The sequence below is a fragment of the Pseudomonas sp. AP19 genome (genome assembly GCF_001728855.1).
Classification (GTDB): Bacteria; Pseudomonadota; Gammaproteobacteria; order Pseudomonadales; family Pseudomonadaceae; genus Aquipseudomonas; species Aquipseudomonas fluorescens.
On the sequence record NZ_LXJP01000010.1, the window covers coordinates 1 to 22,747 of the forward strand.

Consider the following 22,747-nt stretch of genomic DNA (forward strand, 5'->3'; position numbering starts at 1 on the left):
TCAAAGGTGGGAGCGGTGTGGCTTATTGATCGCGAATCGAAAAGTTGGCCATATGCTCCAGGCCCTTGATCAGCGCGGAGTGGTCCCAATTGCCGCCGCCAATCGCCGTGCACGTACTGAACACCTGCTGCGTACCGGCGGTGTTCGGCAGGTTGATCCCCAGCTCTTTGGCACCGGCCAACGCCAGGTTCAGATCCTTCTGGTGCAGGTTGATGCGAAAGCCCGGATCGAAGGTGCCCTTGATCATCCGCTCGCCGTGCACTTCAAGGATCTTCGAGGAAGCGAAGCCGCCCATCAGCGCTTCACGCACCTTGGCCGGGTCGGCACCGTTTTTCGAGGCGAACAGCAGTGCTTCGGCCACGGCCTGGATGTTCAGTGCGACGATAATCTGGTTGGCCACTTTGGCGGTCTGGCCATCGCCATTGCCACCGACCAGCGTGATGTTCTTGCCCATGCTCTGGAACAGCGGCAGGGCGCGTTCAAACGTCTGCGGCTCGCCACCGACCATGATGCTCAAGGTGCCGCCCTTGGCGCCGACTTCACCGCCGGACACCGGTGCATCGAGGTAGTGCGCGCCGGTCTGGTTGATCTTGGCGGCGAAGGCCTTGGTGGCGGTGGGGGAGATCGAACTCATGTCGATCACCACCTTGTTCGGCGACAACCCGGCGGCAACACCGTCGGTGCGGAACAGCACGTCATCGACCTGTGGGGTGTCGGGCACCATCACGATGATGAATTCGGCTTCCTGCGCCACTTGCTGCGGGTTGGCCAGGGCCACGGCGCCGGCGTCGATCAGCGCTTGCGGGGCCTTGCCGTGGTGTTCGGACAGGAACAATTGGTGACCTGCTTTCTGCAGGTTGGCGGCCATGGGTTGGCCCATGATGCCGGTGCCGATAAAGCCGATTTTAGCCATGATCAAAATCCTCTTGTTATTAGGTGGGCAGGCCTGTCTCGGGTCTGCCAAACACCGAAGCTCTGCGGTGGGAGCTGGCTCGCCTGCGATGGCATCCACGGGTTATGCCGGGGACACCGCAGTGTCAGCATCGCCGGCAAGCCAGCACCCGCACCGTTCGGTGGTGCGTCTGTTAGATGGCGTTGTGGGTCTTGAGCCAGCTCAATCCCGCTTCGGTGGTGGTCAACGGCTTGTATTCACAGCCGACCCAACCGGTGTAACCGATGCGGTCCAAATGCTCGAACAGGAAGCGGTAGTTGATCTCACCGGTCCCCGGTTCGTTGCGCCCCGGGTTGTCTGCCAGCTGGATGTGGTTGATTTCACCCAGGTGCGCAGCCATGGTCCGGGCCAAATCACCTTCCATGATTTGCATGTGGTAGATGTCGTATTGCAGGAACAGGTTGGCGCTGCCCACCTGCTCGCGAATCGACAGGGCCTGTGCCGTGTTGTTCAAGTAGAAGCCCGGGATGTCGCGGGTGTTGATCGCCTCCATCACCAGCTTGATGCCCACCGCTTGCAGCTTGTCGGCCGCGTACTTGAGGTTGGCGACAAAGGTTTTTTCCAGGGTCTCGTCGTCAACGCCTTGCGGACGGATGCCCGCCAGGCAGTTGATCTGCGTGTTGCCGAGCACCTGGGCGTAGGCGATGGCGAGCTTGACCCCGGCACGGAATTCTTCGACGCGGTCCGGGTGGCACGCCAGGCCGCGTTCGCCCTTGGCCCAGTCACCGGCCGGCAGGTTGAACAGCACTTGGGTCAGGCCGTTGGCGTCAAGCTGCGCCTTGATCTCGGCGGAGCTGAATTCGTACGGGAACAGGTACTCGACACCTTGAAAGCCAGCATCGGCAGCCGCTTTGAAACGGGCAAGAAAATCCTGTTCGGTAAACAGCATGGACAGGTTGGCGGCAAAACGCGGCATAGGGTTCTCCTTAGTCGAGCAGGGAAATGGCAGTCGGCGCATCGTTGCCGACCAGTGCCAGATCTTCGAATTCGTTGACGGCGTTGATCTCGGTGCCCATGGAAATATTGGTCACGCGCTCCAGAATAATCTCAACGATCACCGGAACCTGGAATTCCTCGATCATTTCCTGGGCCTTGCGCAAGGCCGGCTGGATCTGGTCCGGCTCGAACACCCGCAGGGCCTTGCACCCCAGGCCTTCGGCGACGGCGACGTGGTCTACGCCATACCCGTTGAGTTCCGGGGCGTTGAGGTTGTCGAAGGACAACTGCACGCAGTAATCCATTTCAAACCCGCGTTGGGCCTGACGGATCAAACCCAGGTAGGAGTTGTTCACCACCACGTGGATGTACGGCAGTTTGAACTGCGCGCCCACGGCCAGTTCTTCGATCATGAACTGGAAGTCATAGTCGCCGGACAACGCCACCACCTTGCGGCTCGGGTCAGCCTTGACCACACCGAGGGCTGCGGGAATGGTCCAGCCGAGCGGGCCGGCCTGGCCACAGTTGATCCAGTGGCGCGGCTTGTAGACGTGCAGGAATTGCGCGCCGGCAATCTGCGACAGCCCGATGGTGCTGACGTAGCAGGTGTCTTTGCCGAACACCTGGTTCATCTCTTCGTACACCCGTTGCGGCTTGACCGGCACGTTGTCGAAGTGGGTTTTGCGGTGCAGGGTGGCCTTGCGCTGCTGGCAGTCATGCAGCCAGGCACTGCGGTCCTTGAGCTTGCCGGCGGCTTTCCACTCGCGGGCCACTTCAATGAACATCGTCAGTGCGGAACCGGCGTCGGAGACGATGCCCAGGTCCGGCGTGAACACGCGGCCGATTTGCGTCGGCTCGATGTCCACGTGAATGAATTTGCGCCCTTCGGTGTACACCTCCACCGAACCGGTGTGGCGGTTGGCCCAGCGGTTACCGATGCCCAGCACCACGTCCGATTTGAGCATCGTCGCGTTGCCATAACGGTGCGAGGTTTGCAGGCCGACCATGCCCACCATCAGCGGGTGGTCGTCCGGGATCGTGCCCCAGCCCATCAGGGTCGGGATCACCGGGATGCCGGTCAGCTCGGCGAACTCCACCAGCAGTTCGCTGGCGTCGGCGTTGATCACGCCGCCGCCGCTCACCAGCAACGGGCGCTCGGCCTGGTCGAGCAGCGCCAGGGCTTTTTCGACCTGGATGCGCGTGGCCAGCGGTTTGGCGAGCGGCAGTGGCTGGTAGGCGTCGATGTCGAATTCAATCTCGGCCATCTGCACGTCAAACGGCAGGTCGATCAGCACCGGGCCGGGGCGGCCGGAGCGCATTTCATAGAAAGCTTTCTGGAACGCGTAGGGCACCTGGCCGGGTTCGAGGACGGTGGTCGCCCACTTGGTCACTGGCTTGACGATGCTGGTGATATCGACCGCCTGGAAATCTTCCTTGTGCATGCGTGCACGCGGGGCTTGGCCGGTGATGCAGAGAATCGGGATCGAGTCGGCCGAGGCGCTGTACAGGCCGGTGACCATGTCGGTGCCCGCCGGGCCCGACGTACCGATGCACACGCCGATGTTGCCGGCCTTGGTGCGGGTGTAGCCCTCGGCCATGTGCGAGGCGCCTTCAACGTGGCGAGCAAGGACGTGATCGATGCCACCGACCTTCTGCAAGGCCGAATACAGCGGGTTGATCGCGGCGCCCGGGATACCGAAGGCGGTGTCGACCCCTTCACGGCGCATCACGAGGACTGCGGCTTCGATTGCTCTCATTTTGCTCGTGGTTTTGGTGCCTCTTGCGTTTTGTAATTGTATACAAGTTGTGTCTGTCCAAAGTGTATTCACGGCGAGCGGCGCAGGTCAATCCATTTCATTCATTGATCTTTGCGTTCGTCGGAACGGCTTTTTTCGACGTATGGGGCCTTTGTGCGAAAATATTGTATACAAAAACAAATGTCATTGTGTTCTATTTGTTTGATCGAGCCTCTGATCAATCAGACCTCCACCGCTTTACCCATAACAAGATAAGGACGGCAGCTATGAGCGCTTTAACCTTGAAACTCGCAGTCAACCTGGCCGGTCAGGCCATCACCGCAGGCCGCACCATTTCCGCCGCGCCGCTCACCATTGCGGTGCTCGACAGTGGCGGCCACTTGGTCACCCTGCAGCGCGAAGACGGCGCCAGCCTGCTGCGCCCGCAAATCGCGATTGGCAAGGCCTGGGGCGCGATCGCCCTGGGCAAGGGCTCGCGTTTGCTGGCGTTGGACGCGCAGCAACGCCCGGCCTTTATCGCGGCGTTGAACAGCCTGGGGCAGGGCAGCGTGGTGCCTGCGCCGGGCGGGGTGTTGATTCGTGATCAGAAGGGTGTGGTGCTCGGCGCGATCGGGATCAGCGGGGACACCTCGGATATTGACGAGCAATGCGCGATTACGGCAATTGAGGGGGTGGGGTTGTTGGCGGATGCGGGGGTTTCGGCTTGATGTGAGGTGACTGGGCGGGCCTCTTCGCGAGCAAGCCCGCTCCCACATTTGACTGAGTTCAAGCCTTGGAATGCAGTCAAATGTGGGAGCGGGCTTGCTCGCGAAAGGGGCAACTCGGTCCCGGACCTAAACCCAAACCGCATCCCACAGCGGATAGTCGCCAATCCGCTCCACCAATCCCGCTCTTAACGGATTAGCCACGACATACCGAGCCATCTTCACCAAGTCATCGTCTTTGCGCAGCGCTCTGTCATGAAAACTGGTTTGCCATAGCCGACCCTTGCGGCCCGTAGCGCCATTCACGGTTCGAGTGCTTTTGGACTTCACCTGGCACATCAGGTCTCCCAATGAGCCCTTCTGCAGTTCAATCAACCAGTGAAAGTGGTCAGGCATCACCACCCATGCCAGGGAGTTTGCCAGCCTTTGGTATTGAGCGAGCCTGAATTGCCAGACCACCAAGCGACCCAGATGAAAGTCATTGAATATCGGTATGCGTTCGTGGGTGTTGGTAGTGATCAGGTAGATACGGTTCGGTTCGCTGAACCGCACGATGCGCAGGCGATGTGAAGTAGCTGGATAAGGCATTCCTTTGCCTCTCTTCAAGTGGTGTCCTGAGAGGCTAGATTGAGGAGTCCGTAGATGATTGCCTGGCGTTGTTCAGGATGTGTCTGGGAGGGCGCTTTCGCGAGCAAGCCCGCTCCCACATTGGTCCTGGGGCGCTCATACATTTTGTGTCTGGCATGGGAAAGTGTGGGAGCGGGCTTGCTCGCGAATCTTGGCTACACCGCGGACTATCAGTCCGGCTCACACCCTTTAAGCACCAAGCGAATAATCGTCTGCGCCGCCGCCTCGTAGTCGGCGTCATCCAGCTTGGCTTTCCCGGTCACCGCGGAAATTTGCCAATCAAAATCCGCATACGTCTGCGTCGCCGCCCAGATGCTGAACATCAAGTGATTGGGGTCAATGGGCGCGATCAAGCCGCGATCCACCCAGCTCTGGATGCAGTCGATATTGTGCTTGGCCTGGGCGTTGAGCTGTTCGACCTGGTCGGCGGTGAGGTGCGGCGCGCCGTGCATGATTTCGCTGGCGAATACCTTGGAGGCAAACGGCAGGTCGCGGGAGATGCGGATTTTCGAGCGGATGTAGTTGCTCAACACCACCGAAGGTTCGCCCTGCGGATTGAATGGGGTGGACGCGGCCAGGATCGGTTCGATAATGCTTTCGAGCACCTCGCGGTAGAGGTTGTCCTTGGACTTGAAGTAGTAATAGACGTTGGGCTTGGGCAGCCCGGCTTTGGCGGCGATATCGCTGGTTTTGGTCGCGGCGAAGCCCTTGTCGGCAAACTCCTCGCTGGCCGCCCGCAGGATCAGTTCTTTATTGCGCTCGCGAATGGTGCTCATAAACCAGGAATATCCTTGCCAAGACAGGCGGTCGGGCATGGTAGCACCGGCCTTGCGCAGCGCTCAAGAATCTCGCCGCACCCTTGTACATTGGGGGTTGCAGCTGACTTTGTCTGTGTTGATGCTGAACGTATTTCAGCCGCTGTTTGGGCGTCAGGAGGCGCAGTTGCGTGCGGGGACGGTCAGCCGGGAGACAGTGCTGACCCAACAGCGGGTGTTGTTGCAGGCAGAGCAGAATTGGCGCGATACCCAAGGGCAGTTGAGTCAGGGGAGTGTGGCGTTGATCCAGAGCCCGGGCGGGGGATGGCAAGCTGTGCAGTAATGAATAAGACGGCCAATGAAAGTCTTGCCTTCATTGGCCGTGGCGGTGTTGCACCGTAACTAGCCAGCCTTACTGGCAAGTGTAGAGGTTGGTTTTTTTACCGGGAAATCATCATCGAAGAACGTTGATGCTTCTTCAATTTGGGATTTGCGTTGTTTACGCAGAAACTCATCGAAGTCTTTTTTAACCGCAGGGTCTTCAAGGGCCTCGTAGTCAAAGACGTTGGCACCGTATTTGTAAGAGAAGTTGATGTCGACAAACTCGGCGCTGGCGCAGGCGGATGAAAATTTCGAGTTGTTTCTATCAAAGTTGACACGGTACTGTTTGATTTTTGGAATATAGACGATATTGGCGCCGACTTTGAACACTTCGACGGAAACACCCACGGTAATGGTTTTATAGAAATCTTTGTTGTTTTCGACGCCGAAACGCAAGGCGTATCCCTGCTTGGCCATAAACTTCTCAAAACTCTTCAGGGCACTGGTGTCTTGTGAGGCGACGATATCCAATATGAAGTTGACGAAGTCGGCGGCAATGCTGACCCCACGGATATGCCGCGAATAGGATTGCTCATCGATTTTGCTCGGGCCCATCAGCGGGAGTTTTGACAGCGCCAGGCTCCAGAGCGCTACGTCGGTTTTGTACTGCTCCCCCTCGGCTTCGGCTTTGCGCTGAACATAATTGGTGACGACAGAGGTCATGCCGATCAAGTATTTTTTCAGCTCGCTGATCTTTTTCATGACCTCCGGATCTTCGATCAACTCGTTGCCGATAATGAACTCAATGAGCCCGTCGGTATCGGCGTAGGGGTTGTCGGCGTCCTTAAGTTGAATGTCCTTGAGGGCTGTATCACCAAAGAAGCTATGCGCTTCTTGCAGCTGTTCGGAGAATAAGCGGACGTCTTTGACGTGGGCGGGCATTGCACTAAGTGTTTTCATTTGGTCATTTCCTTATGAAAGCAGTCACTAACTGTTGGCGCGATTCAATCACGGACGGCGGTCCGTCAGGGTCGCAAAAGTTCACCACGGGTGAAACCGGCTTGGTTGTTTAAATCAATGTTTTAGTGCCTCGGTTATTCGAGGTATTGCCCCTGAAAAAGAGGTAGGGGAGTTATAGGTTTAATGCCGGGTATTGGCAATGAACACACTCAACCAATTCGCTTGCTTGGCCCGAACAGTTATAGCGTTTAGGAGTCAGCCTTTAGAGGCTGTTTTTTGACGGCCATCACCGTTGATTACGGGGTATGGCTAAGTGATGGCTTTTACAGGGTTTTTGATGGCAGCTTTCCTGCCGTCGAAGCCTTACGATCAGGCAGCGCCGTCGGCCGACGCCTGGAGGATACGACGAGTGGTCGTGTTCGAAATCAAAATCAAACGCCCAGCAACGTGCGATTGGCAATGTGCGTGAATATAGATACGATGCTAATCATTAGCTAGCTATCTATGTGTTCGCTGAATGAAGCCTTTCACGTTTCAACTCCCGGATTTCTGGCAAGCCACCCTGGTGCCCTCGCGGGTCGATCTGCTGTTTGCGTCGCGCAACATCATCGCCGGCGGGGTCGCGTTGTATCTGGCCTTTTGCTTCGACCTGCAGCAGCCGCAATGGGCGTTGACCACGGTGTTTATCGTTGGCCAATCGACCAGCGGCATGGTCCTGGCCAAGGGCGCCTATCGGTTGCTGGGCACGTTTGTCGGCGCCGTGGCTTCGCTCGTGATGATCGGGGTTTGCGGTCAGGCGCCGTTGCTGTTCCTGCTGTGCATGGCGTTATGGCTGGCGTTGTGTACGACGGGGGCGTCGCTGCTGCGCAATCACGCCGCCTATGGGTTTGTGCTGGCGGGCTACACCACGGCGATTATTGCCTTGCCGGCGACCGCCGCGCCGCTGGGCGTGTTCGATGAGGCAGTGGCGCGCTGTCAGGAAATCAGCCTGGGGATTCTCTGCGCGTCTATCGCCAGCACGATTTTATGGCCGCGCCGGGTTGAGCAGACCCTGGCGGTTCAAGGGCGCGCCGCCTGGCAGGCGGGAATGCGCGCCGCGGCCTCGGAGCTGCAGGGAACGGATCAGCGCAAGGGCTTGCTGGAGGCGCTGGGCCGCTTGGTCGCGGTGGACGCCCAGCGCGACCATGCCTGGTTTGAAGGCCCCAAGGGGCGGCGGCGCTCTCAGGCGTTGCGGGTGCTCAGTCGGGATGTGCTTGGGTTGTTACGTGCGGCACGGGGTGTGGCACGGCAACGGATGATGCTGGACGACGCGTCCTTTGTTACGACATGGGTGGAAGACGTGGCCGCCACCTTGCGACAAGAGCGGCACGAGGCGCTGCCTGAGCTCTCACGTCGCCTTACTTTGGCGCTTGCCGATCCACGTCTGAGCCCCGAGGCGCACTTTTGCCTGGTGCAATTGGCCCAGGTCCTGCGTTTGGTGAACGTGGGGGCGCTGACCCTGGCGGCTGTCGAGACGGGCAGGGTGCCACCGGGTGCACCGGGGGCACTGTCCTGGCATCGGGATATCGAGCAGGGTGTACTCGGTGGAGCGCGCAGTGCATTAGCCTTCCTGGCCGTTGCGGCATTCTGGATGTTTACCGCATGGCCTTCGGGGCTGGGCGCGGTGTCGATCAGCGGTGTGGTATTGAGCCTGTTTGCTGCGCGGGAAAATCCCTCCGCCTCAAGCCTGAATTTTCTCAAAGGCATCGCGCTGTCGATTCCGGTGGCCGGGTGTGTACGGTTTGCTTTGCTGCCTGGGTTTGATGGTTTCCCGTTGCTGTGCATGGCCTTGGGCGTACCGCTATTTTTTGCCTCGCTGTGCATGAGCCGGGCAAACCTGGCGGCCAGCGCTTCGGCGTTCTGCATCTTCTTCGTCAATAACGTCGGGCCGAGCAACCTGATGACGTACGACATCGCCGCTTTCCTCAACAAAGCTATCGCCACGCTGATGGGTGTCGGTATTGCCGTGGTGGTGTTTCGCCTGATCCCGCTCAACCCGGGTGAGCGCCATTATCGGCGGATGTTCACGGCCTCATTGTTTGACCTGGCGCAGTTGACGTCGCGCCCCTTGGAGCAGGCCGAAAGCTGGTTTGGCGGGCGTATGGCGGACCGCCTGATTCGGTTGTCGCGTTATAGCGACACGTTGCCTGCCGAGCGTCGTACCCATTGGGATAACGGCCTGCTGGGGCTGGACTTGGGCGATGAGTTGCTGGAGTTGCGCGCGAGTTTATCGAGCAGCCAAGGCGCGTTGGCCAGTGTGCGCGATGATTATCTGCGGCAGTGGGCGGTTGTGCTCAAGCAGGGTGGGCCTGGCGTGGATCAGGCAGCGCTGCTGGACGTGCTTGAGCGGTCGTCGGTGTTGGCGGAGCAGGATCGGCAAATGGCCAGGGCGGCACTGCTGCAGTTGCGGTTTACCTGGCAGACGTGGTGTCAGCGGGGTGTCTGATTGCAGGAGCTGGCAAGCCAGCTCCTGTAACGAGTGTTACTCGGCGATCTGCAACTTGCGCGATTCGGTGTAGATGTAGCGCACCTTTTCATACTCGAACGGCGAGTTCATTTGACCGTAGCGGAAGCTGGTCTGGTAGCGCTTGTCGACGGCGCGCAAGGCCCAGATTTCCGGGTGGTTTTCGCTGACCTTGGACACGTTGAGGAAGTTGACCTCGGTTTCTGCGCTGTAGTCGACGATCAGGCCGGTGGTGTCGCGCAGGTTCGAGGGGCCGAAGATCGGCAGTACCAGGTACGCGCCGCCGGGCACGCCGTAGAAGCCCAGGGTCTGGCCGAAGTCTTCGCTCTGGCGTGGCAGGCCCATGGCGGTAGCCGGGTCCCACAGGCCGGCGACGCCGATGGTGGTGTTGAGCAGCAGACGCCCGGTGGTTTCCAGGGAGCGGTGGCCCTTGAGTTGCAGCAGGCTGTTCAACAGGTTGGGCACGTCGCCCAGGTTGTTGAAGAAATTACTCACGCCGGTACGCAGGAAACTTGGGGTGACGTAGGTGTAGCCATTGACCACCGGCAGGAATACCCATTGGTCGAAGCGGTAGTTGAAGTGGTACACGCGGCGGTTCCACGACTCCAACGGGTCGTAGACATTGAGCGCGGTGAGCGACGAACGCTCGAACTCGCGCTGGTCCAGGCCCGGGTTGAACTTGAGCTTGGTCAGCGGCTCCTTGAAGCCGTCGGCGTCAACCTTGACCGGTTCGTGGGCCTTGCTGTTGTCGGCATTGGCGACGCCCGCGCACATCAGGGCGGCGAGCAGCAGAAGATATTTAGCCACGGAAGAACTCCAGCATGGCGTCGGCGTTGACGCGGTAATTGAGGTTGCCGCAGTGGCCGCCCAACGGGTAGACGGTCAAGCGATCGCCGAAGGTTTTACGCAGGAAACCGAGGTCGCCAGGGCCGAGAATCACGTCGTCGGCATTGTGCATCACCGCGATTTTCGGGCTGTTGTGCAGGTAGTCCTTAAGCGCATAGAGGCTGACCTGGTCGACCAGTTGCAGCAGGCTGCCGCCATCGGAGCGCGCGCGCCACATCGGGATCACTTGTTCGGTGAGGTAGCAGTCAAAGTCGCACTGCAGCGCACGCTTGAGGAACGGCGTGAGGCTGGTGCCTTCGGTGATCGGGTATTTGGGCGGAATGATCAGGCCACGGCGGTTGATCAGGTCCGAGGTAAACGCAATGTCGGCCGCCGAGAAACGGAACGAGGTGCCGATCAGCATCGCCATCTGTTCGTTGGTCAGGTGCTGCTTGGAGTTCTGGAAGTCGTAGAGCAGGGCGTCATTAAGGTCGATGTAGCCTTTTTGCTGGAAGTAGCGGGTCAGCTTGGCCAGTACCAGCTCATAGAAGGTGGTGGTGTTGTTGATGCCCTTGACCTCGGTCTGTACCAGCTTGTCGAGGTTGGTGATCGAGGTGTAGAGGTTGACCGGCGGGTTGAGCAGCAGCACTTTCTTGAAGTTGAAGCTGCGGCGGGTCTCGTCCAGCTTGCTGACAAACGCAGCATCCAGGGCGCCCAGGCTGTAGCCGGTGAGGTAGAAGTCGGTGACCGGCAGCGAGGCGTTTTGCGCGCGCACGGCTTGCATCACGCGGTACATGTCTTCGGCGTCTTCCTGGGTGATACCCGGAGTGGCAAAGCGCGAGGCGGCACTGATGAAGTCGAAGCTGGTGGGCGACGACAACTGCACTACGTGGTAACCAGCCTGGTAATACAGCTTTTTCAGGTATTCGTTGATGCTGCTGTCAAATCGCGCACCGGTGCCCGCGATCAGGAAGATCAACGGCGCGGCACGGTCTTGTTTGGCGATGCGGTAGGTGAGTTTCTTCACCGCCCAGAAATTGTCCGGCAGGCTGAACTCGCGCTCGGGGCGCATGTTCAGGGTGTAATCCGACTGGTTGATCTCGTCGTTGGACGGCAATTTGGGCCGAAGGTCAGGCGGGGTGGTGGCAATGGTCGCTTCGAACGGGTTCGTCAAAGGGAAGCCATAGCTGGCCTGGTCGATGTCGACGGCCAGTGCTGACGCACTCAAAAAAAGGCTGCCGAGTAAGGCAGCGCAGCGCAAGGAACGGAGCATGACTTAATCCCTAAGAGGAAACGTGCTGAATGAAGTTCGCAGGCTATGACCACCGCGTTGCCACCGAAGTGCCAGCCTTCGGCACGAAATGTCGGAAAAAAACGTCGGAATCGGGGTAATAGCAGCCAGAAGATACACGTTGCCATGCATTGATGGACACTAATTGTGTGTATGCGCCTTGCTAACGGCTGCCGGCGCATTAAGCTGAGCGCCGTTTTTGCCTATCGGAGTACCCCATGTCCCGTCGTTTGCCACTGATCCTGCTGCTTATTGCCCTGCCGTTATGGTTGGCTGCCAGTTATGGCGCACGCTACGGTTTTATGGAGGATGGCCAGTGGGTGGGTATCTGCGTTGATGAGGCCAGTCGCTGGGAATGCCAGTTGCGTTCGAACCTGGGGTTGATGATTCACTTCAAGGTGCTGGGCTGGGCGGCGTTGATCACGTCGGTGCTGGCGTTTTTCGTGCCGGGTCGAGCAGGGTGGGGGTTGGCAGTGTTGGCAATGATGTTCGGCTTGCCGGCGTTGGCGTTGTACAACACCACGTTTGCGGTGTTTGCGGTGGTGATTGCCGGGTTGCGGTTGGTCAGGAAACCTCGCGTTGCCTGACAGGGCCTCATCGCAGGCAAGCCAGCTCCCACATTAGAGCGCATTCCAGGGATGCACTCGGTCAAATGTGGGCGCTGGCTTGTCGAATCGTCGCAACGCTGCGATAGCGGTCTTAAGCCCTACGCACCCGCAGGCAACGCCACAACGCTCCAACCATCATCACGCTGACCACCGCCCAACCCCACGCCTGCTGGTTCAGCAACCCTTCGCGATAGAGCTGCGGCGCAATGCCGGCACCGATAATGAAGGCCAGCAGCGCGATCTCCCGGCGTGGCCCGGTGACCGGGCGAACCAGATACACCAGGGCCGGCAACACCAGTGCCGCACTCGGGAAGCTGCGATAGCGCGGGTCAAACACCAGCGCGAGCATCATCACCGCGCCGGCAAAGCCGGCGATTGCCACCAGCCAGCCCGCGCGTTGCTCCAGCCAGTTGAATGCCCGTTCGCGCCAACCTTCCCGCGCACTCAGGGCCAGCGCAGCATGGGCCAGCACCAGCAGGTTCAGCACGACTAGCAAGCCTGCCCACACCCATTCATCGTTGAAGCGTGCGGTTACGCGGGTCAGTTCGGCCCAGGTGCCGATTGAGCAGGCGGCGACCGCTCCGAGCAGTGGCAGCATGAGCGCTGCGCGCGTGCTGCGAACGCGGCCGCCGAGGGCCAAGGTGCCCAGCAGGATAATCCCGCCCACGCCCAGCCACAGCGGCCAGTACGGCACATTGCTCACCGGCCCGGCGAGGATGCCCTTGTCCTGGCGATCAGCATCAAACAGTCCCCAATAGCCGCCGACCGCCCCTTCACTGGCGCGCTTCCACGGCTGGTCAAAGGCTTCGATCAGGTTGTAGCGCCAACCGTTGGCCTCGGCCATGGCGACAAAACCACGCATGAATTTGGCTTCGTTGACCCGGCTCGGCACCGCGGTTTCGCGCTGGCGACCTTCGCTGGGCCAGCCGGTCTCGCCGATCAGCACGTCTTTGGGCGCGAACTTGTTGCCGAAGGTCTGGCGTACATCCCCCACGTGCTTGAGCGCCTGGTCGATGCCGGACGGGTCATCCTCCCAGTACGGCAGCAGGTGAATGGTCAGGAAATCCACGGCCGGGGCGATTTCCGGGTGTTGCAGCCAGAACTCCCAGACATCGGCATAGGTGACCGGCTGTTTTATCTGACTTTTGACTTTGTGGATCAGCGTCACCAGTTGCTTGGCGGTGACTTCCTTGCGCAGCAGGGCTTCGTTGCCGACGATGACCGCGGTGACCACGTCAGGGTTGGCGTTGGCCGCCGCGATCAACTCGTCGATTTCTTTTTCGGTGGCAACCGGGTCACTGCTGACCCAGGCACCGGCCATTAACTTCAACCCATGCTCGCGCGCCATGCCCGGCAGGGCTTCCAAACCGGTCATGGAGTAGGTGCGAATGCACTCGAAACGGGTGGCCAGCAAGGCCAGGTCGGCGTCCATGCGCTCGGGACGCAGCTTGAACGGCTGGTCGAACGGTGATTGGTCTTTGTCGAAGGGTGTATAGGACGCACATTGCATTTTGTGGCTGGCGCTGGCCACGTCCGGCAACACCACCGGACGGCCGAGGCCGTACCAATAGCCGACAAGGGCAAACACGCCGAGGATCAAGGCGAAAATATAGGGCAGGGCAGGGAAGCGGGCAGTCGCAGGCATGGTCGGCTTATCTGGGGGAGCAAAGGCGCGCATCTTACCCGTATTTGGCCCGTTCCAGTGGGGCGGCATAATTTAGACATGCAAAGTTCGGGCGGGATTTTGGCGCCATATTCTACAAATCGTGCTGCTGGCGATGTGATGTCGTTTCTTGCTTACCTGAGGTCGCAGCCAGAGCAGGTTCAAGACCCCGGCAGGTTGATGATCGAAGTGTCAGCACTCCACTGATGTCTGAGCCGCCGGATCGATGCGCGTGAAGGGGGCGCGGTGCACCACATAACAACAGGTTGACGTCGCTCGGCATCCGTCGGGCGCAGCACTTTCGGGGAAGTACGATGAAGATGCGACGACTCTTGGGCGCAGCTGCCACTCTGGTAGTTGCGATGGGCTCCACACTGGCCAGCGCCGACAGCAAAACCCTGAGCATCGGCTATGTAGACGGCTGGTCCGACAGCGTTGCCACCACTCACGTGGCGGCAGAGGTGATCAAGGAAAAGCTCGGTTATGACGTGAAACTGCAGGCGGTTGCCACCGGGATCATGTGGCAGGGCGTGGCCACCGGCAAACTCGACGCCATGCTTTCCGCCTGGCTGCCCGTGACCCACGGTGAATACTGGGCCAAGAACAAGGACAAGGTGGTCGACTACGGCCCTAACTTCAAGGATGCAAAAATTGGCTTGATCGTGCCGGAGTACGTCAAGGCCAAGTCCATCGAAGACCTCAAGACCGATACCACCTTCAAGAACAAGATCGTCGGTATTGATGCCGGTTCAGGCGTCATGCTCAAGACCGATGAAGCCATCAAGGCCTATGGCCTGGACTACAAACTGCAAGCCAGTTCGGGCGCTGCGATGATCGCCGAGCTGACCCGTGCCGAAGACAAGCAGGAATCCATTGCGGTGACCGGTTGGGTACCACACTGGATGTTCGCCAAGTGGAAACTGCGTTTCCTGGACGATCCAAAAGGGATTTATGGTGCTGCGGAAACCGTCAACAGCATCGGCAGCAAGGGCCTGGAGAAGAAAGCGCCGGAAGTCGCGGCCTTCCTGAAGAAATTCCAGTGGGCCTCCAAGGATGAAATCGGCGAGGTCATGCTCGCGATTCAAGAGGGCGCCAAACCTGATGCGGCGGCCAAGGATTGGGTTGCCAAGCACCCAGAGCGTGTCGCCGAGTGGATCGGTAAATAACGCCTCGAAGCGTCTAAGTAGCACCTTTGAAGCCCGCCTGGCGTTTTCGTCAGGCGGGCTTTGTCGTTTTCGTCAGGCGGGCTTTGTCGTTTTCGCGAGAAAAGCTGTCACTTTAATCAGTTCAAAGTTGGCGCGATCACTCATGTCGTTCTAATACTAAGGTCGTCTGGAACCTGTTCTGCAGCCGCATACAGTGGATACGTTCCAATAATAAAAAAGCTGTGCTGCGAGGATAAAAACAATGAACGACAGCATTTACCTCTCGATTCAAAACAGCCCGCGTTTCAAGGAGCTGGTGAGAAAAAGGGAAAGGTTCGCCTGGATTCTCTCGGCGATCATGCTCGGGCTGTACTCCGGTTTCATTCTTCTGATTGCCTATGGGCCGCAAATACTGGGGGCCAAGCTCAGCCCCGGTTCGTCCATCACCTGGGGAATCCCGATTGGGGTCGGGCTGATTGTTTCGGCCTTTGTCCTGACTGCGATTTACGTACGACGCGCCAACGGCGAATTTGACGACCTGAACAATGCGATTCTCAAGGAGGCTGCGCAATGATCCGTCGTCTATTGGCTGTACTCGGTGCTTCGGTCTTCGCGCCTGCCGTTTGGGCGGCGGACGCATTGACCGGTGAAGTGCAAAAACAACCGCTGAACGTTGCAGCAATCCTGATGTTCGTGGCCTTCGTCGGCGCGACGTTGTGCATCACCTACTGGGCGTCCAAGCGCAACAAATCGGCGGCCGACTACTACGCGGCCGGCGGCAAGATCACCGGTTTCCAGAACGGCCTGGCGATTGCTGGCGACTACATGTCGGCGGCGTCCTTCCTGGGGATTTCCGCGCTGGTATTCACCTCTGGCTACGACGGCCTGATCTATTCGATCGGCTTCCTGGTGGGCTGGCCGATCATTCTGTTCCTGATCGCCGAGCGCCTGCGTAACCTGGGCAAGTACACCTTTGCTGACGTAGCGTCCTATCGCCTGGGGCAAACCCAGATCCGCAGCCTGTCGGCCTGTGGCTCGCTGGTGGTGGTGGCGTTCTATCTGATCGCGCAGATGGTTGGCGCGGGCAAGCTGATCCAGTTGCTGTTCGGCCTGGATTACCATGTGGCGGTGATCCTGGTAGGCATCCTGATGTGCATGTACGTGCTGTTCGGCGGCATGCTCGCGACCACGTGGGTGCAGATCATCAAGGCGGTCCTGCTGCTGTCCGGTGCCTCGTTCATGGCGCTGATGGTGATGAAGCACGTCAACTTCGACTTCAACATGCTGTTTTCCGAGGCGATCAAGGTTCACCCTAAAGGTGAAGCGATCATGAGCCCTGGCGGCCTGGTGAAAGACCCGATCTCTGCATTCTCCCTGGGCCTGGCGCTGATGTTCGGCACCGCAGGCCTGCCGCACATCCTGATGCGCTTCTTCACCGTAAGCGATGCTAAAGAAGCGCGTAAGAGCGTACTGTATGCCACCGGTTTCATCGGCTACTTCTACATCCTGACCTTTATCATCGGCTTCGGCGCGATCCTGCTGGTCAGCACCAACCCGGCGTTCAAGGATGCGGCAGGCGCCTTGCTGGGCGGTAACAACATGGCGGCGGTGCACCTGGCCAACGCGGTGGGCGGCAGTATCTTCCTGGGCTTCATCTCGGCCGTGGCGTTTGCCACCATCCTGGCGGTGGTTGCTGGCTTGACCCTGGCGGGTGCTTCGGCGGTGTCCCATGACCTGTATGCCAGCGTGATCAAGAAAGGCAAGGCCAACGAAAAGGACGAGATTCGCGTGTCGAAGATCACCACCATCGCCCTGGCGGTGCTGGCCATCGGCCTGGGTATCCTGTTCGAAAGCCAGAACATTGCGTTCATGGTCGGCCTGGCGTTCTCCATTGCTGCCAGCTGTAACTTCCCGGTGCTGCTGCTTTCCATGTACTGGAAAAACCTCACCACCCGTGGCGCGATGATTGGCGGCTGGCTGGGCTTGATCAGTGCCGTAGGTCTGATGATCCTTGGCCCGACCATCTGGGTCTCGATCCTGCACCACGAAAAAGCCATCTTCCCGTACGAATACCCGGCGCTGTTCTCGATGATCATTGCGTTCATCGGTATCTGGTTCTTCTCCATCACCGACAAGTCGGCGGCGGCAGAGAAGGAGCGTGCGCTGTACTTCCCGCAGTTTGTGCGTTCGCAAACGGGTCTGGGGGCGAGTGGGGCGGTTAACCACTAAGGGTGTAACGGTTACAAAAAAATACCCCGGTCGTGAGATCGGGGTTTTTTTTTGGCTTTTATTGGTGCTGGATACGACAAAACTGTTTCTTAAATTCCGCATCAATAAAAGCGGCTTTCGCTGGGTGAGCGTCGGCAAGTGATCAAGGCTGGCGTCTGGGCACAGGACGCTGTGTTGAGGCCGCCAGTGGCGCTGCTCTGCAGCCGAGCACGGGGCAAGCCTGCTCGCCACAACGGGCCCGCAGGCCACCACAGCGGGCGTGTAGCGGGTTATCGTCTGCCGCAAACAAATAAGGCCTCCAGAGGAGGCCTTATTCGGTGCAACTAAGCGGCTGACGGCTTACTTGCGATCTTCCAGCTTGGTGATGTCACGCGACTCGTAGCCGGTGTACAGCTGGCGCGGACGGCCAATCTTGTACGGGCTGGAGAGCATTTCTTTCCAGTGGGAGATCCAGCCCACGGTCCGCGCCAGGGCGAAGATCACGGTGAACATGCTGGTTGGAATGCCGATCGCCTTGAGGATGATCCCCGAGTAGAAGTCGACGTTCGGGTACAGCGAGCGTTCGATGAAGTACGGGTCGGTCAGGGCGATCTCTTCCAGGCGCATGGCCAGTTCGAGTTGCGGATCGTTCTTGATGCCCAGTTCCTTCAACACTTCGTCGCAGGTCTGCTTCATTACGGTGGCGCGTGGGTCGCGGTTCTTGTAGACGCGGTGACCGAAGCCCATCAGCTTGAACGGATCGTTCTTGTCCTTGGCCTTGGCGATGAACGTGTCGATGTTCGAGACATCGCCGATTTCATCGAGCATGGTCAATACGGCTTCGTTCGCACCGCCGTGGGCAGGGCCCCACAGTGCAGCGATACCGGCGGCGATACAGGCGAACGGGTTGGCACCCGAAGAGCCGGCCAGACGTACGGTAGAGGTGGAGGCGTTCTGCTCGTGGTCGGCGTGGAGGATGAAGATCCGGTCCATTGCCTTGGCCAGCACCGGGCTGATCGGTTTGATCTCGCACGGGGTGTTGAACATCATGTGCAGGAAGTTTTCTGCGTACGTCAGGTCGTTGCGCGGGTACATCATGGGCTGGCCCATGGAGTACTTGTAAACCATTGCGGCCAGGGTCGGCATCTTGGCAACCAGACGGATCGCGGAAATTTCGCGATGCTGCGGGTTATTGATGTCCAGGGAGTCGTGATAGAAGGCCGACAGGGCGCCGACCACGCCGCACATGACGGCCATCGGGTGGGCGTCGCGACGGAAGCCGTTGAAGAAGGTCTTCAACTGCTCGTGAACCATGGTGTGGTTCTTCACGGTGCTGACGAACTGGGCTTTTTGCTCGGCTGTTGGCAGTTCGCCATTTAGCAGCAGGTAGCAGGTTTCCAGGTAGTCCGACTTCTCAGCCAGTTGCTCGATCGGGTAGCCCCGGTGCAGCAGAATGCCATTGTCGCCGTCGATATAGGTGATCTTCGACTCGCAAGAGGCGGTCGACATGAAGCCTGGGTCGAAAGTGAAACGGCCCGTGGCCGTCAGGCCCCGTACGTCGATAACATCGGGACCAACGGTGCCGGTTAAAATGGGCAGCTCGACGGGGGCTGCGCCCTCGATGATCAACTGCGCTTTTTTGTCAGCCATGTGGCCTCCTATTTATGCTTCAAATCATCAGACAGACCCCCCACGCAGGGCCCGCACCACTATAGTGAGATAAATTCAGATGTCAATTTGCCTAAAGTCTTGCTCCAGAAGGCTTTAACCGTACTTTTTCGTCGAAATTGACTGCCATTTACGCCTTTTATCCCGCCAGCGCAATCAGCTATTAGGGTGAGGTGTGCGCGTTGTCATTAGTAGCCTAACTGTCTATACTCGGCCACCGACCGCCAAGGGCTTTTGGGCTTGCTTTCATTGGGGGTCGCACTCCCTGGGTGGTGCTTACCTGACCAGTGCACTCCCCAACAACTTTGCCCTGATTGTTAGGGGCTCTTCAGTGTGAAAAAAAGCCGTGAATAGCCAACGACCTGTAAACCTAGACCTAAGGACCATCAAACTCCCCATCACCGGCGTTACGTCGTTCCTGCACCGTGTTTCCGGCATCATCCTGTTCCTGGGCTTGGGCATCATGCTTTATGCATTGAGCAAATCCCTGGGTTCCGAGGAAGGATACGCCGAGGTGAAGGCATGCTTGACCAGCCCGCTGGCCAAGTTCGTAGCATGGGGCCTCCTGTCCGCTCTGCTTTATCATCTGGTAGCCGGCGTGCGCCACTTGATCATGGATATGGGCATCGGTGAGACGCTGGAAGGCGGCCGCCTGGGCTCGAAAATCATCATCGCCATTTCCGTGGTGCTGATCGTTCTGGCAGGAGTTTGGATATGGTAACCAGCGTTACGAACCTATCGCGTTCAGGCCTCTATGACTGGATGGCGCAGCGTGTGTCTGCGGTCGTTCTCGCGGCTTATTTCATTTTCCTGATCGGATACCTCGTCGCAAACCCTGGCATTGGCTATGAGCAATGGCACGGCCTGTTTTCCCACAATGCGATGCGAATCTTCAGTCTGCTGGCACTTGTAGCCCTGGGCGCTCACGCCTGGGTCGGCATGTGGACCATCGCGACTGACTACCTGACGCCGATGGCGCTGGGCAAGTCCGCGACTGCAGTACGTTTCCTCTTCCAGGCAGTATGCGGCGTCGCGATGTTCGCTTACTTCGTCTGGGGTGTGCAGATTCTTTGGGGTATCTGAGTCATGGCTAACATTCCAACTATTTCCTTCGACGCCATCATCATTGGTGGCGGCGGTGCTGGCATGCGCGCAGCGCTGCAGCTGGCTCAGGGTGGTCACAAGACTGCCGTGATCACCAAGGTGTTCCCGACGCGTTCGCACACCGTTTCGGCCCAGGGTGGCATCACCTGCGCCATCGCCTCTGCCGATCCGAACGATGACTGGCGCTGGCACATGTACGATACCGTCAAGGGTTCCGACTACATCGGTGACCAGGACGCTATCGAATACATGTGTCAGGAAGGCCCGGCTGCCGTGTTCGAGCTGGACCACATGGGTCTGCCGTTCTCGCGTACCGAGCAAGGTCGTATCTACCAGCGTCCATTCGGCGGCCAGTCGAAGGATTACGGTAAAGGCGGCCAGGCTGCCCGTACCTGCGCCGCGTCCGACCGTACCGGTCACGCGCTGCTGCACACGCTTTATCAGGGCAACCTGAAAGCCGGCACCACGTTCCTGAACGAATACTACGCCGTGGATCTGGTGAAGAACGCTGACGGCGCATTCGTCGGCGTGATCGCCATCTGCATCGAAACCGGTGAAACCACCTACATCCGCGCCAAGGCTACTGTTCTGGCGACTGGCGGTGCAGGTCGTATCTACGCTTCGACCACCAATGCCCTGATCAACACCGGTGACGGCGTCGGCATGGCACTGCGTGCGGGCGTGCCGGTACAAGACATCGAAATGTGGCAGTTCCACCCGACCGGTATCGCCGGCGCGGGCGTACTGGTTACCGAAGGTTGCCGTGGTGAAGGTGGTTACCTGATCAACAAGCACGGCGAGCGTTTCATGGAGCGTTATGCGCCGAACGCGAAAGACCTTGCCGGTCGTGACGTTGTTGCTCGTTCGATGGTTAAAGAAATCATCGCCGGCAATGGCTGTGGCCCGAATGGCGACCACGTACTGCTGAAGCTCGATCACCTCGGCGAAGAAGTACTGCACAGCCGCCTGCCAGGTATCTGTGAGCTGTCCAAGACTTTTGCTCATGTTGACCCGGTGGTTGCTCCGGTTCCGGTTGTTCCGACTTGCCACTATATGATGGGCGGTGTTCCGACCAACATTCATGGCCAGGCGATCACTCAGAACGCTGAAGGCGTGGACGAGATCATTCATGGCCTGTTCGCGGTAGGCGAAGTGGCTTGCGTATCGGTTCACGGTGCCAACCGTCTGGGCGGCAACTCGCTGCTCGACCTGGTGGTGTTCGGCCGCGCGGCCGGCCTGCACCTGGAAAAAGCCCTGACCGACGGCATCGAATACGATGACGCTACCGACGCCAATATCGAGGCCGCCCTGGCGCGCCTGAACGCTCTGAACGAGCGTACCGATGGCGAAGACGTCGCTACCCTGCGTCGCGAGCTGCAAAACTGCATGCAGAACTACTTCGGTGTATTCCGTACTGGCGAATACATGCAGAAGGGTATCGCCCAGTTGGCCGATCTGCGCAAGCGTATCGCCAACGTCAAGATCAACGATAAGAGCCAGGCGTTCAACACCGCTCGTATCGAAGCCCTTGAGCTGCAAAACCTGTTGGAAGTGGCTGAAGCGACTGCGATCGCCGCCGAGGTTCGTAAAGAATCCCGTGGTGCTCACGCGCGTGAAGACTTTGAAGATCGCGACGACGAAAACTGGTTGTGCCACACCCTGTACTTCCCGGGTGACAAGCGCGTAACCAAACGTGCCGTGAACTTCTCGCCGAAGACAGTTCCGACCTTTGAACCGAAGATTCGGACTTACTAAGGGTGGCTGCCATGTTGAAAGTCAGTGTTTATCGCTACAACCCTGATCAGGACGCTGCGCCGTTCATGCAGGAATTCCAGGTCGATACCGGTGGTAAAGACCTGATGGTGCTGGATGTATTGGCACTGATCAAAGAGCAGGACGAAGGTTTCTCCTATCGTCGCTCTTGCCGTGAAGGTGTGTGCGGTTCCGACGGCATGAACATCAACGGCAAAAACGGCCTGGCGTGCATCACGCCGCTGTCCGCCGTCGTCAAAGGTAACAAGCTGATCGTTCGTCCTCTGCCAGGTTTGCCGGTTATCCGTGACCTGGTCGTCGATATGAGCATCTTCTACAAGCAATACGAGAAAGTTAAGCCGTTCCTGCAGAACGACACGCCGGCTCCGGCCATCGAACGTCTGCAGTCCCCTGAAGAACGTGAAAAGCTCGACGGTCTGTACGAGTGCATCCTGTGCGCTTGCTGCTCGACTTCTTGCCCGTCCTTCTGGTGGAACCCGGACAAGTTCCTGGGTCCAGCCGCTCTGCTGCAAGCGTACCGCTTCCTGGCAGACAGCCGTGACACCAAGACGTCCGAGCGTCTGGCTTCGCTGGATGACCCGTTCAGCGTATTCCGCTGCCGCGGGATCATGAACTGCGTCAACGTATGTCCTAAAGGCCTGAACCCGACTAAGGCCATTGGTCACATCCGTAACATGCTGCTGCAAAGCGGCGTGTAACTGACGTTGTAATAAAGCAGGACCGTTGTGCCCGTAAATGCTACGGCGCAGGCTTCAACCGGCGCCGTAGTTTTAACTTGAGCAGCGACTTACAAAGCCGCGGCTCTTATTTTGAAGAAATGAGACAAGCAGGGGCATTCGGGTTGGTACCCGAACTATCAGCGTGATCCTAAGTGGCTTGTTTTGGTCGCTGCACTTGGCCTTTTGCAAGCAAACTCGGTGTTTCCGCCGGTGGTGTCCCCAAATCGA

20 protein-coding genes and 1 pseudogene are annotated in these 22,747 nt (G+C 58.8%); 11 read left to right on the top strand and 10 right to left on the bottom strand.

The genetic code is table 11. The annotated features are described in order from the left end of the window. Nucleotides 1–22 precede the first annotated feature (22 nt). The 3 genes from A7D21_RS09760 to gcl form a co-directional block, all read right to left on the bottom strand. On the bottom strand, nucleotides 23–913 hold the full coding sequence (locus A7D21_RS09760) for a 2-hydroxy-3-oxopropionate reductase (protein WP_069551617.1): 891 nt from the start codon (nucleotides 911–913) through the stop codon (nucleotides 23–25). 172 nt (nucleotides 914–1,085) lie between these two features. After that, nucleotides 1,086–1,868: a hydroxypyruvate isomerase gene (hyi, locus tag A7D21_RS09765; RefSeq protein WP_053255217.1), complete on the bottom strand. Its 783-nt coding sequence runs from the start codon at nucleotides 1,866–1,868 to the stop codon at nucleotides 1,086–1,088. A 10-nt stretch (nucleotides 1,869–1,878) separates the two neighbouring features. Next, the gene (gene gcl / locus A7D21_RS09770; RefSeq protein ID WP_083272177.1) at nucleotides 1,879–3,645 is read right to left on the bottom strand and encodes a glyoxylate carboligase; all 1,767 of its coding nucleotides are present in this window, start codon (nucleotides 3,643–3,645) and stop codon (nucleotides 1,879–1,881) included. Nucleotides 3,646–3,911: 266 nt separating this feature from the next. Between gcl and A7D21_RS09775 the strand changes: the two genes are divergently transcribed. After that, nucleotides 3,912–4,352: a heme-binding protein gene (locus A7D21_RS09775; protein ID WP_069551619.1), complete on the top strand. Its 441-nt coding sequence runs from the start codon at nucleotides 3,912–3,914 to the stop codon at nucleotides 4,350–4,352. A 126-nt stretch (nucleotides 4,353–4,478) separates the two neighbouring features. Here the strand turns inward: A7D21_RS09775 and A7D21_RS09780 are convergent, their stop codons facing one another. Both A7D21_RS09780 and A7D21_RS09785 read right to left on the bottom strand, forming a co-directional pair. Further along, the gene (locus A7D21_RS09780) at nucleotides 4,479–4,937 is read right to left on the bottom strand and encodes a transposase (RefSeq protein ID WP_069551620.1); all 459 of its coding nucleotides are present in this window, start codon (nucleotides 4,935–4,937) and stop codon (nucleotides 4,479–4,481) included. 209 nt (nucleotides 4,938–5,146) lie between these two features. Beyond that, complete coding sequence (locus tag A7D21_RS09785) at nucleotides 5,147–5,752, bottom strand: TetR/AcrR family transcriptional regulator (RefSeq protein ID WP_053255221.1); 606 nt, start codon at nucleotides 5,750–5,752, stop codon at nucleotides 5,147–5,149. Nucleotides 5,753–5,888: 136 nt separating this feature from the next. Between A7D21_RS09785 and A7D21_RS34290 the strand changes: the two are divergent. Then, nucleotides 5,889–6,074, top strand: a pseudogene (locus A7D21_RS34290) (RND transporter); the annotation flags it as partial. Between the two features lie 59 nt (nucleotides 6,075–6,133). Here the strand turns inward: A7D21_RS34290 and A7D21_RS09795 are convergent. Continuing rightward, nucleotides 6,134–7,012, bottom strand: a complete 879-nt coding sequence (locus A7D21_RS09795; RefSeq protein WP_069551622.1) for a hypothetical protein — start codon at nucleotides 7,010–7,012, stop codon at nucleotides 6,134–6,136. Between the two features lie 517 nt (nucleotides 7,013–7,529). Between A7D21_RS09795 and A7D21_RS09800 the strand changes: the two genes are divergently transcribed. After that, nucleotides 7,530–9,497 carry an FUSC family protein gene (locus A7D21_RS09800; protein WP_069551623.1) on the top strand — a complete coding sequence of 656 codons (1,968 nt, stop codon included), beginning with the start codon at nucleotides 7,530–7,532 and terminating at the stop codon, nucleotides 9,495–9,497. Nucleotides 9,498–9,533: 36 nt separating this feature from the next. On the opposite strand, the gene A7D21_RS09805 is transcribed toward A7D21_RS09800, so the two are convergent. Beyond that, nucleotides 9,534–10,322: a VacJ family lipoprotein gene (locus A7D21_RS09805; RefSeq protein ID WP_053255224.1), complete on the bottom strand. Its 789-nt coding sequence runs from the start codon at nucleotides 10,320–10,322 to the stop codon at nucleotides 9,534–9,536. Continuing rightward, nucleotides 10,315–11,613, bottom strand: a complete 1,299-nt coding sequence (locus tag A7D21_RS09810) for a serine/threonine protein kinase (protein WP_053255225.1) — start codon at nucleotides 11,611–11,613, stop codon at nucleotides 10,315–10,317. Before A7D21_RS09810 ends, A7D21_RS09805 begins: the two co-directional genes overlap by 8 nt. Nucleotides 11,614–11,849: 236 nt before the next feature. Between A7D21_RS09810 and A7D21_RS09815 the strand changes: the two genes are divergently transcribed. After that, nucleotides 11,850–12,218 carry a hypothetical protein gene (locus A7D21_RS09815; protein ID WP_053255226.1) on the top strand — a complete coding sequence of 123 codons (369 nt, stop codon included), beginning with the start codon at nucleotides 11,850–11,852 and terminating at the stop codon, nucleotides 12,216–12,218. Nucleotides 12,219–12,330: 112 nt separating this feature from the next. Here A7D21_RS09815 and A7D21_RS09820 read toward each other — a convergent pair whose 3' ends face one another. Then, entirely contained in the window at nucleotides 12,331–13,884 is a 1,554-nt protein-coding gene (locus A7D21_RS09820) for a glycosyl hydrolase family 17 protein (protein WP_069551664.1), read from the bottom strand. Between the two features lie 332 nt (nucleotides 13,885–14,216). Here A7D21_RS09820 and A7D21_RS09825 point away from each other — a divergent pair, with 332 nt between their 5' ends. From A7D21_RS09825 to A7D21_RS09835, 3 genes are all read left to right on the top strand, one after another. Next, nucleotides 14,217–15,068 carry a glycine betaine ABC transporter substrate-binding protein gene (locus A7D21_RS09825; protein WP_024074296.1) on the top strand — a complete coding sequence of 284 codons (852 nt, stop codon included), beginning with the start codon at nucleotides 14,217–14,219 and terminating at the stop codon, nucleotides 15,066–15,068. 241 nt (nucleotides 15,069–15,309) lie between these two features. Next, nucleotides 15,310–15,621, top strand: a complete 312-nt coding sequence (locus A7D21_RS09830; protein ID WP_053255227.1) for a DUF485 domain-containing protein — start codon at nucleotides 15,310–15,312, stop codon at nucleotides 15,619–15,621. Beyond that, complete coding sequence (locus tag A7D21_RS09835) at nucleotides 15,618–17,276, top strand: cation acetate symporter (RefSeq protein WP_069551624.1); 1,659 nt, start codon at nucleotides 15,618–15,620, stop codon at nucleotides 17,274–17,276. The genes A7D21_RS09830 and A7D21_RS09835 overlap by 4 nt, the downstream gene beginning before the upstream one ends. A gap of 339 nt (nucleotides 17,277–17,615) precedes the next feature. Here A7D21_RS09835 and gltA read toward each other — a convergent pair whose 3' ends face one another. Next, entirely contained in the window at nucleotides 17,616–18,905 is a 1,290-nt protein-coding gene (gene gltA, locus A7D21_RS09840; protein ID WP_014717728.1) for a citrate synthase, read from the bottom strand. A gap of 364 nt (nucleotides 18,906–19,269) precedes the next feature. On the opposite strand from gltA, the gene sdhC reads away from it, so the two are divergent. From sdhC to A7D21_RS09860, 4 genes are read left to right on the top strand one after another with little or no spacing between them, the layout of a single operon-like run. Continuing rightward, complete coding sequence (gene sdhC / locus A7D21_RS09845; protein WP_003172804.1) at nucleotides 19,270–19,644, top strand: succinate dehydrogenase, cytochrome b556 subunit; 375 nt, start codon at nucleotides 19,270–19,272, stop codon at nucleotides 19,642–19,644. Further along, nucleotides 19,638–20,006: a succinate dehydrogenase, hydrophobic membrane anchor protein gene (gene sdhD / locus A7D21_RS09850; protein ID WP_003172805.1), complete on the top strand. Its 369-nt coding sequence runs from the start codon at nucleotides 19,638–19,640 to the stop codon at nucleotides 20,004–20,006. The genes sdhC and sdhD overlap by 7 nt, the downstream gene beginning before the upstream one ends. A gap of 3 nt (nucleotides 20,007–20,009) precedes the next feature. Next, complete coding sequence (gene sdhA / locus A7D21_RS09855; protein WP_053255229.1) at nucleotides 20,010–21,782, top strand: succinate dehydrogenase flavoprotein subunit; 1,773 nt, start codon at nucleotides 20,010–20,012, stop codon at nucleotides 21,780–21,782. Between the two features lie 11 nt (nucleotides 21,783–21,793). Then, nucleotides 21,794–22,498, top strand: a complete 705-nt coding sequence (locus A7D21_RS09860) for a succinate dehydrogenase iron-sulfur subunit (protein WP_003172807.1) — start codon at nucleotides 21,794–21,796, stop codon at nucleotides 22,496–22,498. Nucleotides 22,499–22,747 lie beyond the last annotated feature (249 nt).